16 protein-coding genes are annotated in these 13,699 nt (G+C 53.9%); 15 read left to right on the forward strand and 1 reads right to left on the reverse strand.

Going from position 1 to position 13,699, the window contains the following annotated elements:
- Positions 1 to 41: 41 nt before the first annotated feature.
- From truB to ABNS49_RS00890, 15 genes are read left to right on the forward strand one after another with little or no spacing between them, the layout of a single operon-like run.
- Positions 42 to 866, forward strand: coding sequence for a tRNA pseudouridine(55) synthase TruB (gene truB, locus ABNS49_RS00820; protein ID WP_338400911.1), 825 nt, complete (start codon positions 42 to 44; stop codon positions 864 to 866).
- A complete protein-coding gene (gene ribF / locus ABNS49_RS00825) occupies positions 866 to 1,810 on the forward strand; it encodes a riboflavin biosynthesis protein RibF (protein ID WP_135979217.1) in 945 nt (314 codons plus the stop codon). The genes truB and ribF overlap by 1 nt, the downstream gene beginning before the upstream one ends.
- A 37-nt stretch (positions 1,811 to 1,847) precedes the next feature.
- Entirely contained in the window at positions 1,848 to 2,177 is a 330-nt protein-coding gene (locus ABNS49_RS00830; protein ID WP_135979218.1) for an Asp23/Gls24 family envelope stress response protein, read from the forward strand.
- Between the two features lie 47 nt (positions 2,178 to 2,224).
- On the forward strand, positions 2,225 to 2,626 hold the full coding sequence (gene nusB, locus ABNS49_RS00835; protein WP_135979219.1) for a transcription antitermination factor NusB: 402 nt from the start codon (positions 2,225 to 2,227) through the stop codon (positions 2,624 to 2,626).
- Entirely contained in the window at positions 2,623 to 3,963 is a 1,341-nt protein-coding gene (gene xseA / locus ABNS49_RS00840; protein WP_135979220.1) for an exodeoxyribonuclease VII large subunit, read from the forward strand. The genes nusB and xseA overlap by 4 nt, the downstream gene beginning before the upstream one ends.
- The gene (gene xseB, locus ABNS49_RS00845; protein WP_135979221.1) at positions 3,956 to 4,165 is read left to right on the forward strand and encodes an exodeoxyribonuclease VII small subunit; all 210 of its coding nucleotides are present in this window, start codon (positions 3,956 to 3,958) and stop codon (positions 4,163 to 4,165) included. The genes xseA and xseB overlap by 8 nt, the downstream gene beginning before the upstream one ends.
- Positions 4,158 to 4,997: a polyprenyl synthetase family protein gene (locus ABNS49_RS00850; protein WP_135979222.1), complete on the forward strand. Its 840-nt coding sequence runs from the start codon at positions 4,158 to 4,160 to the stop codon at positions 4,995 to 4,997. The genes xseB and ABNS49_RS00850 overlap by 8 nt, the downstream gene beginning before the upstream one ends.
- A gap of 23 nt (positions 4,998 to 5,020) precedes the next feature.
- Positions 5,021 to 6,874, forward strand: coding sequence for a 1-deoxy-D-xylulose-5-phosphate synthase (gene dxs, locus ABNS49_RS00855; RefSeq protein ID WP_135979223.1), 1,854 nt, complete (start codon positions 5,021 to 5,023; stop codon positions 6,872 to 6,874).
- Positions 6,867 to 7,586, forward strand: a complete 720-nt coding sequence (locus ABNS49_RS00860) for a TlyA family RNA methyltransferase (protein ID WP_135979224.1) — start codon at positions 6,867 to 6,869, stop codon at positions 7,584 to 7,586. The genes dxs and ABNS49_RS00860 overlap by 8 nt, the downstream gene beginning before the upstream one ends.
- A 5-nt stretch (positions 7,587 to 7,591) precedes the next feature.
- The gene (gene recN / locus ABNS49_RS00865; RefSeq protein ID WP_135979225.1) at positions 7,592 to 9,232 is read left to right on the forward strand and encodes a DNA repair protein RecN; all 1,641 of its coding nucleotides are present in this window, start codon (positions 7,592 to 7,594) and stop codon (positions 9,230 to 9,232) included.
- Positions 9,225 to 10,415, forward strand: coding sequence for a DNA polymerase IV (gene dinB / locus ABNS49_RS00870; protein WP_135979226.1), 1,191 nt, complete (start codon positions 9,225 to 9,227; stop codon positions 10,413 to 10,415). Before recN ends, dinB begins: the two co-directional genes overlap by 8 nt.
- The gene (locus ABNS49_RS00875) at positions 10,405 to 11,070 is read left to right on the forward strand and encodes a methyltransferase (RefSeq protein ID WP_135979227.1); all 666 of its coding nucleotides are present in this window, start codon (positions 10,405 to 10,407) and stop codon (positions 11,068 to 11,070) included. The genes dinB and ABNS49_RS00875 overlap by 11 nt, the downstream gene beginning before the upstream one ends.
- Positions 11,061 to 11,981 carry a tyrosine-type recombinase/integrase gene (locus tag ABNS49_RS00880; protein WP_135979228.1) on the forward strand — a complete coding sequence of 307 codons (921 nt, stop codon included), beginning with the start codon at positions 11,061 to 11,063 and terminating at the stop codon, positions 11,979 to 11,981. Before ABNS49_RS00875 ends, ABNS49_RS00880 begins: the two co-directional genes overlap by 10 nt.
- Positions 11,971 to 12,801, forward strand: coding sequence for an Mrp/NBP35 family ATP-binding protein (locus tag ABNS49_RS00885; protein ID WP_135979229.1), 831 nt, complete (start codon positions 11,971 to 11,973; stop codon positions 12,799 to 12,801). The genes ABNS49_RS00880 and ABNS49_RS00885 overlap by 11 nt, the downstream gene beginning before the upstream one ends.
- A complete protein-coding gene (locus ABNS49_RS00890) occupies positions 12,785 to 13,417 on the forward strand; it encodes a YgjP-like metallopeptidase domain-containing protein (protein ID WP_135979230.1) in 633 nt (210 codons plus the stop codon). Before ABNS49_RS00885 ends, ABNS49_RS00890 begins: the two co-directional genes overlap by 17 nt.
- Before the next feature lie 48 nt (positions 13,418 to 13,465).
- Here ABNS49_RS00890 and ABNS49_RS00895 read toward each other — a convergent pair.
- The coding region (locus ABNS49_RS00895) for a hypothetical protein (RefSeq protein ID WP_348687671.1) at positions 13,466 to 13,699 on the reverse strand (234 nt) is incomplete at its 5' end.

Raw genomic sequence — 13,699 nt, forward strand, 5'->3', positions numbered from 1 at the left:
AAACCATGAAAAACCACATACAATGAAACAGGTGATAAAACATGATGGATGGAATCCTCGTAATCAACAAACCGTACGGCATGACGAGTCACGATGTCATCGCCCGGTTGCGAAAAAAATACAAACAAAAAAAATTCGGCCATACCGGCACGCTCGATCCCAACGCGACCGGCGTGCTTGTCGTCCTTTGCGGGCGCGCGTGCAAGGCGCTGCAGTTTTTGGAAAACCAGGACAAAACGTACATCGCGACGATGGCTCTTGGCAAAAAAACGGACACGGACGACATTTGGGGCGAAGTGGTCGAAACCAGGCCGGTTCAGCCCATTGAAAACTTGCAAGCTGTGCTCGACACGATGGTGGGGGCCCAGAAACAGCAAGTGCCGGATACGTCGGCCAAAAAAATCGCCGGCAAAAAGCTGTACGAGTACCAGCGGGAAGGCAAGGAAGTGCCCCGCGTATTCGCCGATATTGAGATTTACCGCGCGAAGGTGCTGGATGAGCAGGCGATGCGCTTTGAAATCGCGTGTTCAAGCGGGACGTATATCCGCTCGATTTGCCGGGACATCGCGGCCAAGACCGGCAACGTCGGGACGATGACTTCGCTGGTTCGCACGCAGGCGGGTGGATTCGACTTGTCGCAAGCCGAAGATCTGGACGCGCCAAGCCACACGCTGCATTCGCTCGAGTCGGCGTTTGAAACGATGGAGCGCGTCGCCTACGAGCCGGTCGACGACGTGTACAACGGCAAGCCGATCGCCTGCCAGGCGGAGGCCCAGCGCATCGCCATCACAGATGCCGGAAAAATCATCGCGATCTACGAGCGGGACGAAAAAGGCGTGTACCGCTGCAAAAGGGGGTTGTGGTAATGGAAATCGTGGAAATCGAACACACGGCGATTCCCTCGCTTCCCGAGACGGTTTGCTGTGTGGGGTATTTTGACGGCTTGCACAAAGGCCATCAGCTTCTTTTGAACAAGACGCTCGATTTGGCGAAGCAGGAGCATTTGGCCAGCGGCGTCATTTTGTTCGATCCCGATCCGTGGACGATTTTTCATCCCGAGCAGACGCTGGACTACTTGACTCCGCTGCCCAAGCGGCTCAGCATGCTGGCGAAAAAAGGATTCGACTTTGTGTACATTCTTCGCTTTACGAAATCGTTCGCGGCCTTGCATGAGCAGGCGTTTCACGACGTGCTCGTCGCGATGCATGTCCAAACGCTTGTGTGCGGCACCGATTTTCATTACGCCGCCAAAAACAAGGGAAATGTCGACAGTTTGAAAAGTGATCCGCGCCTGCGCGTCGTCGCGCTGGACCCCTTCATGGAAACCCAACAGCAAAAAATCTCGTCGTCGACTATCGAACGTTACGTCAAGGAAGGGAAAATCGAGCTGGCGGACGAGCTGCTTGGCTATATGTATTCGCTGGACGGAATCATCGGAAAAGGGTTCCAGCGCGGCGGAAAGCTGCTGGGCATCCCGACCGCCAATCTGGAATGCGATCCGGACTATGTGCTGCCCGCCACCGGCGTCTATGCCGGTTTTGTGCAAGTCGGGCGGCGTCTGGTGCCGGCGATGATCAACATCGGCTACAATCCGACGTTTGGCAACGAGAAAAAAACGATCGAGGCCCACTTGCTTGATTTCAACGAAAACTTGTATGGACGCCGGGTGCGGTTTTTATTTGCGGTCCGGCTGCGTCCGGAGCAGAAATTCGCGTCGATCGAGGCGCTGAAAGCGCAATTACACAGAGATATCGTGAGCACACGCGACATTCTCGCAAAAAAAAGCGTTAAAGATTGGTGCTTTGACTAGAATTTGTTATAATGAGGAAAGAAAAGGTGATAATTTTATGGCAAAAGAATTTATTCAGCTCACATCGAAAGATGATTTGGGAACGGTAACGTTAAATAAAAGCGTTTTCTCGACGATCGCGGCCAACGTGATCGAGGAAGTCGACCACGTACAGATCTTTGAATCGAACAAACCATTCAAAAACGGGATCACGACGCGGATCGAGGACAACAAATTGTTTTTGAACATCCCGGTCAAGATCGACTACAACGCGAATGTGACCGATGTATGTGCGGCTCTGCAAAACAAGATCTTTGAAAGCATTTCTTACATGACCGACCATAAACCGGAAGCGATCCAGATTGATGTAGTCGGATTCATTTTCTAGGAAATCTTCTCAAGAGATTTCCTTTTTTCGCATAAGGAGGAATCATAATGAGCGAAAATCAACCAAAACAGCTCACACGGCACGACATGCGCGAAATCGCGCTTCGCTGTGTGTATCAGCATCTACTGCTCGGAACCGATATTCGGAAGTGCGTGTTTGACGCGATGCGCGGCAACAACAACATTGACGGATATTTGTACGCGTTGACGATTGGAACGATCGAACACGAACAAGAGTACATTGACATCATTTCCAAATACTTGCGCAAAGACTGGTCGTTCGACCGTTTAAGCGTTTTGGAGCAGGCGATCCTGCTCGTCTCTTTGCAGGAGATCCTTCAAAACGACATTCCCAAGCCGGTCGTCATTAACGAGGCGATCAAGCTGGCGAAAAAATATTGCGACGATGATTCCTACAAACTGATCAACGGCGTCCTCGATCAACTATGAGCGCCCGCGTCGTTCCCGTATCGGCGCTTTTAACGCGCTTAAAAAACGTCATCGCGCAAAGCGTGCCGCTGGATGGCGTTTGGATCCAGGGCGAAATCAGCAACCTCACCAAACACCGCAGCGGCCACTACTACTTTTCCATCAAAGATTCCCGCAGCGAAATGAGCTGCGTCATGTTCGCCTCCTATGTCAACCGCCTGCGCTTTAGCGTGGAAGAAGGCATGCAGGTGCTGGTCAACGGCTCCGTCAGCATTTACGAGCAGCGCGGATCGCTCCAGCTGTACGTCAAGGCGATGCGCCCGGAAGGCATCGGCGAGCTGTATCTTGAATTTGAACAACGAAAACGGCGTCTCGAACAGCAAGGCTATTTCAGCGAGGAAGCCAAAAAGCCGCAGCCGGCCTGGATCGAAAACATCGGGATCGTGACCGCGCGCGACGGAGCCGCGCTTCAGGATGTGCTGGTCACTTTGAAAAAACGCTGGCCGATGATGAACGTCACGCTTTATCCCGCTCTGGTGCAAGGACGCGACGCGCCCGCCTCGCTCATGCAGGCCCTTCGCCGCGCCGACCGGGGCGGCCATGACGCGCTGCTGCTTGTGCGCGGGGGCGGAAGCTTTGAGGATTTGTTTTGTTTTAACGACGAAAACCTCGTCAAGACGATTTACGATCTCGACACGTTTCTTGTCGCCGGCATCGGGCATGAAGTCGACACGACGCTGGCCGAACTGGCCGCTGATGTGCGCGTCGCGACACCGACTTACGCCGCCCAGCGCGTGTCCCGCGACCAATACGACGCCTTGCGCTGGATCGAAGGCGCCAAACAGTTTTTAACGGACCGCACCCGGCAAATGATCGCGCATAGCCGCACCGTGTTGTCGAGCTATGAGAACAATCCGTATTTGCGCGATCCGCTCATGTGGGTCGTTGAAAAACAAATGCGGCTCGATCAGCTGTCCGGCGCGCTGGAAAACGCCTTGACGAAACGATACGAAATGGCATGCATCCGGGAGCGTTCGCTCAAAGACGCGCTTTGGGCCGCCTCGCCGCGGCACGCCATCGAGTCCGGCCGGCAGAAGCTGGATTCGGCGCGAGGCTTGCTGAATCAAAACACCAGGACGCAGCTGCGTCATCAAAAAGAGCGGTTCGCCCGCAGCGTGGCACTCTTGGACGCCTGTTCGCCGCTACAGGTTTTAAGCCGCGGCTACGCGATCGTGCAAGCCGAAGGCAAAGTGGTGCGCGCCGTCGACGAGGTTCGTCTTGGCGAGGAAGTCCGAATCACGGTATCGGACGGCACACTGAAAGCGGCTATCACAAAAAAGGAGAAAACGAATGGCTGAAAAAACGACATTTCGCCAGGCGATGGAGCGGCTGGACGAAATCGTAACCAAACTCAACTCCAACACGCTGGAGCTGGAAGAAGCGATGAAACTGTTCGAGGAAGGACTGAAGCTTTCCAGGCAGTGCGAAACGCAGCTCAAGCGGTTTGAAAACAAGATGAACGCGTTAATGGTGGATGAAGGAGAGAAAAAAGATGTCTGATTTCAACGCCTATATCCAGGAAAAAATTTTCGCCCTGGCCCCTTCGCCGGTGCGCGACGCGATGGAATACTCGTTGATGAATGGCGGCAAGCGCGTTCGGCCGCAGCTGCTTTTCGACGCTTTGAAGGCGTATGGCATCGCGCCGGAAGCCGGATATCCGATGGCGGCCGCCATTGAAATGGTCCACACGTATTCGCTCATTCACGACGATTTGCCGGCGATGGACGACGACGACTTGCGCCGCGGCAAGCCTTCGTGCCACAAGGCGTTCGACGAGGCCACCGCGATTTTGGCGGGCGACGGCTTGCTGTCGTACAGCTTTCAGATGGCGCTGCAAAGCCCGGTCAGCGATCGGCAAAAAGTGCAGCTCGCCGACAGTCTGGCGCAATACGCCGGATGCGAAGGGATGATTCTTGGCCAGTCGCTGGATTTGGAGGCGGAACAGCGCGAGGATTCGACGCTGGATCAGATTTTGGAAATCGACCGGTACAAAACCGGCCAGCTGCTTGTCCTGCCGCTCGTGTCGGCGGCGATTTTGGCCGACCGCGAGCAGGACATTCCCGCCTGGATCGCCATTGGCACGGCGCTGGGCATCCAGTTTCAAATCGTCGACGACATTTTGGATGCCACGAGCACGGAGCAGGAAATGGGAAAATCGCTCAGCGACGCCCGCAATCACAAAGCAACGGCCGTGTCGCTGCTTGGACTGGAAGAAGCCAAGCGCTACGCCAGACAATCTCTGGAAGGCATCGAGGCGTGGCTGGACCGGCTCGCGCTGGAAGACGAGGCGCTACGAAGCACGATCCACGCGCTGCTGGATCGAAAAAAATAAAACATTAGAATAGGAGGCGGCGTATGAAGATTACCGATATTCAATCCCCGGATCAAATCAAGTCGATGTCGACCAAACAGCTGCAAGAGCTGGCGGACGACATCCGCATGTTCCTGATTGGCTCGATTTCCAGAACCGGCGGGCATTTATCCAGCAATCTAGGCGTCGTGGAGCTGACGATTGCGCTCCATTATGTCTTTCACTCGCCTAACGATAAATTTTTGTTCGATGTCGGACACCAAAGCTACACCCACAAGATCCTGACCGGACGCGCCGGCGCGTTTTCGACGCTTCGCAAGCACAACGGCCTTTCCGGTTTTCAAAAACGAAGCGAAAGCGTGCACGACGCCTGGGAGGCCGGGCATTCTTCCACTTCGCTTTCCGCCGCGCTGGGGATGGCGATCGCCCGGGATTTGCAGCATGAAAACTTCGAGATCATTCCCATTATCGGCGATGGCGCCCTGTCGGGAGGCATGGCGCTGGAAGCGCTCAACGACATTGGCGTCAGCCACAAAAAGATGATCATCATTTTTAACGACAACAACATGTCGATTTCGAAAAACCACGGTGCCATTGAGAAACGGCTGACCAACTTGCGCTCGTCCAGCTTGTACCGGCATATGAAGCAAGACGTCAAGACAAATTTGAATCAGACGAAAACCGGCGTCAATTTGCTTCATTCCCTGACGCATTTGCGCGACTCGCTCAAAGACTCGCTCGTGGACGCCCCTTTGTTCAAAGAATTCAATCTGGATTATCTTGGACCAGTCGACGGACACAATATTCCGGCTTTGATCAAAGTGCTGGAAACCGCCAAAGAGCACGAAGGTCCGATCGTGGTGCACGTCATCACCCAAAAAGGGAAAGGATACAAGCTGGCGGAGCAGGACCGCACCGGAAAATGGCATGGCGTCGGCCCGTTTGATCCAGCCACGGGAAGACTGCTTGTCAAGCTGCCGCCACAGGAGATTTCCTGGTCGCAAGTCATTTCCAACACGTTGATCGACTTGGCGGCGAAAAATCCAAAAATCGTAGCCATTACGCCCGCGATGGCGCAAGGCTCGAAGCTGCTGGAATTCGCCAGCCGCTACAAAGACCGCTTTTTTGACTGCGGTATCGCCGAACAGCACGCTGTGACGATGGCGGCCGGCATGGCGGTGGGCGGCCTGCATCCTTTCGTGTCGATATACTCGTCTTTTTTGCAGCGGGCTTACGATCAAATCAACCACGACGTGGCGAGAATGAACGTGCCGGTGGTGTTTGGGATCGACCGGGCCGGTCTTGTCGGCGACGACGGGGAAACGCATCAAGGCATTTACGACATCGCGTTTTTGCGCAGCATTCCGAACCTTGTCCTTTCGCAGCCAAAAGACGCGAAAGAGGCGCAAAACCTGCTTTACAGCGCGTTCGCGTACAACGGGCCGTTTTGTATCCGCTACCCGAGAGGCAACGTCCATTACGCGCCCAACGAGCGGTATGAAGCCATCGAAATCGGGACGTGGACGTGTCACATTGTCGGGATACCGGAACAAATCGTCATCACTTACGGACCGGATGTCGACCGGCTCATTCAAAAAGCCAGGGAAAACGCTATGGGCGTCATGGTCATCAACGCGCGCTTCTTTAAGCCAATCGACACGAAAATGCTCGACACGGTCTTTAAGGAAAACCTTCCGGTGACCGTGTTCGAGACGGATTGTGAAATTGGCTCGCTATCGAGCGCGATTTTGGAGGCGATGAACAAGAAAGACCACCAAATCGACATCATTGGCATTCAGGACCACTTTGTTCCGCAAGGCTCGATCCGGGTGCTGCGCCAGGAGGAAGGCATTGATATCGACACGGTGTTTGAAAGGCTGGAGCGCAAAAATGCCTAGGCTCGATCAGGCGTGCCAATCGTACTTTCCGACGCGGACGAAGGCGCAGGACGCCATCAAAGCAGGACGGGTCATGGTCAATGGCAAAGTTGTCACGAAGCCGGCGTATGTCGTCGACGAAGCCGATCAAATCGACATCGAGAAAAAAGAAGTGGAATACGTATCCCGGGCCTTTGAAAAACTGGACGCCGCCCTGCACGCTTTCGATATCGACTTGACAGGACAAACCGTTCTCGATATTGGCGCCAGCACGGGCGGCTTCACGCAGGCGGCGCTTCTGGCCGGCGCGCGCAAAGTGTACGCGCTCGATGTCGGCCACTTGCAGCTGGATCCGGGTTTGGATGCCGACGAGCGAGTCGTTAAAATGGAAGGCAGAAACGCCAAAGCCATCGAGGCGAACTGGTTCGACGATCCAATCGACTTTCTTTGCATGGATGTCAGCTTCATTTCCGCCAAAACCGTTTTAGCCCACGTGCTGCCGGTTTTAGACGTCCGGCATCTGGTCGTGTTGGTCAAGCCGCAATTCGAATGCGGACCCCAGGCTTTGAATAAAAAAGGCGTATTGAAAAATCCGAAGCTGCGCCAGCGCATTTTGGAGGATATGGAATCGTTTCTGCGCCAGTATTATAAAAAAGTAGAGCAAATCGACTCGCCAATCAAAGGGCGAAGCGGAAATTTGGAAGCGCTGCTTTACGCAAAAGAAAAGAGGTGAAAGACTTGATCGAACAATTAATGGTCAAAGACTATATTTTATTCGACCGCGCGTTTATCGACTTCAACAAGGACATGTCCGTCATCACGGGAGAAACCGGCGCCGGAAAATCGCTGTTGATTGACGCGCTTTCGTATTTGTCCGGCAACCGGATCACGGGCAATATCGTCCGCCACGGCAAGGAGAAAGCGATTTTGCAGATGGTGCTCTCCCGGCCCAATCCCGAAGTGATCGCCATGCTGGAGGACAACGGATTTGAAATCGAGGACAATCTCATCATTCAGCGAACCGTGACAAGCCAGGGAAAAAGCACGATTCGCATCAACCAGCAAGTGAGCACCCTTGGCTTCGTGCGCTCGCTCATGGCGAAACTAATCGACGTGCACTCGCAAATGGATACGATTCAGCTGATGGATCCGGCGGTTCAGCTCGATTTGCTGGATCAATACGCGAAAAACGCCACGCTGAAAGAAGAAGTGCAAACCCGGTACAAAAGCTACAGCGCCGCCAAACGGGCGCTGTCGAAAGCGCAAAACGAAACGTTTTCCGACGAGGAGCTCGAGTCGTTGACAAACGAGCTCAACGCCATCACGGCCGCCAACGTGCAGGAAAACGAGCTGGCCGAGCTTCAGGAAAAAATTCGCCAGCTTTCGCGCGCCCAGCAAAACCTTGACGAGATGGGCGAGTGCATCTCGATGTTGACTAAAGACAACGGCATTCTCGACTCGGTTTACGAAACGTACAAAATCATGCGCAAAAACGAACAGCTGGAAAGCGAAAGCGAGTCTTTGCATTCGATTTACTATTCGCTTCAGGATATTTCCGAGACGATCAAGGACAAACGCGAGGAAATTTTTAACGCCCACGAAGATTTGGACGCCTTGCAGGAGCGGGAATACGAAATCAAGAAGCTGTACCGAAAATACGGCGGCAGCTATTCGCAAATGATGGAGCGCGCTAAGGAATTCGAAGAGCGAATCGACCGGATCATCCACCGGCAGGATGTTTTTGAAAAGCTGGAAAAGCAGCTTCAAACGAGCGAGGAAAGCTATTTTCAGGCGGCTCGCGCCTTGTCAAAATCCCGCAAGGCGGTGTTCGACGCGCTGTCGCAGGAAATCGAGACGCATTGCCGCGACTTGATGCTGGAAAACGCCCGGTTCCAGGTGGAGGATCACGAAAAGAAGCCGGCTGCCGATGGCATTGATGAAATTGAATTCGTCGTTTCGATGAATCCGGGTCAGCCTTTTTCGCCTTTGAAGCGTTCGGCCAGCGGCGGGGAGCTCTCCCGTTTGATGCTCGCGCTCAAGACGGTGTTCCAGACGCAGGAAGGCATCGACACGATCGTGTTTGACGAAATCGACACGGGTGTTTCCGGCAAAGTCGCCCTGGCGATGGGAAGCAAAATGTATTCGTTGTCCAAAAGCCACCAAGTGTTGTGCATCACCCATTTGTCTTCGGTCGCTGTGTGGGCGGATTCGCATTACTACGTGTCCAAATCGCAAAACGAGCAGGAAACGACGACTTCGATTCGCCAGCTTGACGAGGAGGAATCGCTCAAAGAACTCGCCATCATGGCCAGCGGCAGCGCGAAGGAGAGCGCGGTCGAGTCGATGCGCGAGCTTCGAAAGGAAGTCCGGCATGGCTAGCGTGCTGTTCCATATTGATTTGAACGCCTTTTTCGCGAACGCTGAAATTTTACGACACCCTGAATTGAAAGATAAGCCGGTCGCGATCGGCTCCCTCTCTTCGCGCGGCGTGCTTTCGACAGCCAACTACGAGGCGCGCAAGCACGGCGTCCATTCGGCGATGCCCGTTTACCAGGCCAAGGAATTGTGCCCGGAACTGGTTGTCATTCCCGGAGACTACGCGTATTACCGGAAGCTGTCGTCCCGGTTTTTCGCGTATTTGCGCCGCTATTCCGCCAAGCTGGAGCCTCTTTCGATCGACGAGTGCTTTCTGGATGTCACGGAGCCGATTCGAAAGTATCCGCGGCCGCTGGACATGGCGGTTCAAATCCAGCAAGGCGTGCTGCAAGAGCTTGGCCTGACGTGCTCGATTGGTGTGGGACCGACGCGGTTTCTGGCGAAAATGGCCAGCGACATGAAAAAGCCAATGGGTATCACGGTGCTTCGCAAATCGGAAATTCCCGCCAAGCTTTGGCCGTTGCCGATCGAGGAGATGATCGGGATCGGTAAAAAAACCGTTCCGGCGCTCAAAAAAGAAGGTGTGGAACGAATTGGCGATTTGGTGGATCCTAGATTCGAGCCGGCTGTGCGGCGGCTGCTTGGGAAAAACGCGTTCGCCATGATGCAAAAGGCGAAAGGAAACTCGTCTTCGAAGCTGGAGTTTTCCACTTCCCACAAAAGCATTTCCGTGTCCAAAACGTTTAAAACCGACTTGTATACGCTGGAGGAAGCGCAAACCCAGGCGCAAATCCTGACGCGCGAGCTGTGGAACAAGCTCGTCCGCGACAAGCAAAAAGGACGGCTCGTCTCGCTCGTTTTGCGCGACACGACGTTCCACAATCAAATGCGTTCGAAAACCCTCAACGCGATGACGGACAACTATGCGACGATTTGGGAGGTCGTTTCCGAATTGCTGCTGGAGCATTTCGAACCGGTCGGCTACCGGCATATTGGCGTGAGCATCGGCTCGCTCAAGCGCGCCGATCAAATCATCGAGCAGCCGACGATTTTCGAAGAGCCCGTCAACACGACGCAAGACATTGTCGCGAGCCTGAACCGCTCGCTCGATTCGAAAGTGTTTATGACAGCGGGCGATTTGCTGAAGAAGAAAGAAAAGGAAGGAAAGAACGAGCATGGTCAATGAAAGCGATTTGCGGCTGGACTATTTGGTGGATCCATCCATTCAGCTGTATCAAGATCCGAATCATTTTTGCTTAAACACGGACACGCGTCTGCTCGCGCAGTTCATGCGGATAAAAAAAGGCGAAAGCGTGCTCGATATCGGAACGAACAACGCGGCGCTGCTCGTTTACGCTTCCCGCTTTTCGTGTTCGAAGCTCATTGGCGTCGAAGTGCTGCCCGAGTCGTTTGAGGTCGCCCAGCTAAACGTCCGGCGTTTCATCGACGGGGAGGTGGAGCTGATCAACGCCCCGATCCAGCGTGTCGAGCACGAGCCGGTGGATGTCGTCGTCAGCAATCCGCCTTTTTTTGAGTTAAAGGAAATGCACCCCGACACGCGGCTGGACTTGCGGGCTAAAGGACGGTTCGAGTTGAACTGCACGCTCGAGGAGCTGGTCGCCAGCGCCGGACGGCTGCTCAAATCCAACGGCCGTTTTTATTTAGTGCACCGGCCCGACCGGATCTTTGAGATTTTCGCGGCGCTGCACGCGTGTCGTTTCAGTGTCAAGCGCATGCAGGTGGCTTACGACCGACGCTCCAAAGGGGCCAAGTCGCTGTTGATCGAAGCGATCAAGGAAGGCCACACGAAGACGACGATCGAGGACAGCTTATGGATATGACGTGGGAGCAGGCGCTCAATCAATACGAGATCCACATCCGGGTATTGGAAAACAAATCGCTGCGCACGACCGAGGCGTATATGAACGATTTGGTTCATTACGCGAACTGGATGGAGCAGCAAGGGCGTAAGACGCCAAGGCACGTTTCCATCGTCGATTTGGACCGGTTTATGAACGGGTATCGCCCGGGGCACGCCAGCGCCTCTTGCGCGCGCATGCTCTCGTCCGTTCGCTCGTTCCATCGCTTTCTGGCGCTCAAAGACGAAACGATGCCGGATCCAACGCTCAATTTCAAGCAGTCCTCGTCCTCCAAGCACTTGCCGGTGTATATGAGCGAGGCGCAAGTAAAAATGATCCTTGATTCTTTTGGTCCGGGTGATTATGATGAATTGGGAAAGACGGTGCTTGAAACCTTGTACGCCTGCGGATTGCGGGTGTCCGAGCTTTGCGCACTCGATCTCAACGATGTCAAGACGAAAGAGCAAATCGTTCGAATCCGGCACGGCAAAGGCGACAAGGAGCGGATCGTTCCTATCGCGCAAACCGCGGCCCGGCAAATCGAGCGGTACATTCGCCACGTTCGCTGTTCCAGCGCCTCTTCGAAGGAGAGCGCGCTGTTTGTGAACGGAAAAGGCCATCGGATCAGCCGGCAGTACGTGCACGCGCTCATCAAAAAGAAAGTGGCGGCGCTCGGGCTTGATCCGCGTATTTCCGCGCACAGTTTCCGTCATTCGTACGCGAGCCACCTGCTGGATGGCGGGGCGGATTTGCGCGTCGTGCAGGAACTGCTCGGCCACGCCGACATCAAAACGACGCAAATTTATACGCATATTCAAAACAAACGTCTAAGCGATGCGTATACGCGTTTTTTTCCAGACTTAGACGGGGAAGGAGATAACGATGTCTTGTGAAGGATGTCCAAACCAGGGAAGTTGTTCGAAAGACGCCTCCAGCTGTTCGGTAGAAACGAACGCCCAATCGAAAATCAAACACGTGATCGCGGTGCTGTCCGGAAAGGGCGGCGTCGGAAAGTCGACGATCACGGTCATGCTCGCGCGCGCGATGCAAAAACAAGGACTGCGTGTCGGGATCATGGATGCCGACATCACGGGTCCATCCATTCCGCGACTGATGAACGCCCACGAGCGTTACGCCTACGCGACAAAGGAAAATGAAATCATTCCAGTCGATGTCGACGGTATCAAGATCATGTCGCTGAACTACCTAGTTCAAAATGAAAGCGATCCGGTGATTTGGCGCGGCCCGATTTTGGGCAATGTCGTCAAGCAGTTTTACACCGATGTCGTCTGGGGCGAGCTGGACGTGCTGCTCATCGACATGCCGCCGGGCACCGGCGACGTGGCGCTGACGATTTTGCAGTCGCTGCCGGTTCAAGGCGTGCTCATGGTGTCCACACCGCAGCCAATGGTGTCGATGATCGTGACCAAAGCCATCAAAATGTGTCAGGAAATGCACGTTCCTGTTTTGGGAATCGTGGAAAACATGGCGTATTTCGAATGTCCGAACTGCCAGGAAAAAGCGTTGTTCTACGACGAAAACGAACTGGAGCAATTTCTTCATGAAAGCGGAACGAAGCTGTATGGACAACTGCCGATGAACAGTTTGATTCGCAATGTCCACCAGTACGACGCTTACGATTTGAAGCAGCAGGAAGCGACGATGGAAACGATGGCGCAAATCGCTAAAGCGGTGTATGCCGACGTGGAATGACCATCCGGTCGCCGTCGTCCGCAAACCGCATAACAAAAAAATTTATATGCGATACCAGGATGGAGCCCTCGTCGTTACGGCTCCATCTTTTATAACGGACGAGCAAATCCGGCAGTTTCTTTTCGACAACAAGGAATGGATCGAGCGCCAGGAAAAGAAACAGGCAAACACCGCGCTGCGCGAAGGCGGTTTTCTTTATTTGTTCGGCGAGCGGTACGGGCTGAAAAAAGGGGAATCGACACGGATTGAGAACGGCACGCTGTTTTATACGGACGAAACAGCATGGAAGTTGTTTATCCGCCATTACGCCACGCCCAGACTGCGCGCGCGCTTTGAACAAGTCCGGCTTCGATATGGATTCCAGGCGGTTGACTTGCGCTTTGGCTTTTACCGCTCGAAGTGGGGAAGCTGCACGCCGGCCAGGCGCTGTATCTCTCTCAATGTGAATCTCGCTTTCGTCCCGCTCGAATGTGTCGAGGCGATTATCCTGCACGAGCTTTGCCATCTGGAACATCCGGATCATTCCAAGGCGTTTTACGCCGCCATCCATCGAAGGATGCCCGACTACGACGAGAGAATGGCCCGCTTAAAAGATATAGAGATCCCGCATTTTTAGGGATCTTTTCTTTTGTCTCCTTTGTAGACATAAAATTCTACAAGTTGTCTACATGGGGCGGTGTGTTTCGGCGAAACGAGAAAAGAAAGAAACAAAAGGCGAGGCGCAAAAAAACACGAAAGGAGAAAGATCTTTCGTGCCAGGTTTTCGTTTTTTCTCTTTTCGTGCCGGCTCAATCGCTTTGATTGAGCGAAGGGGGAGGTGAATCGTTGAAATCACAAAAAAAACCGCATCACTGCGGCTTCTCAAAACTTGATTGCTGTTCGTATTTCCGAATCCATT

Source organism: uncultured Dubosiella sp. (genome assembly GCF_964018005.1).
Classification (GTDB): domain Bacteria; phylum Bacillota_I; class Bacilli_A; order Erysipelotrichales; family Erysipelotrichaceae; genus Dubosiella; species Dubosiella muris.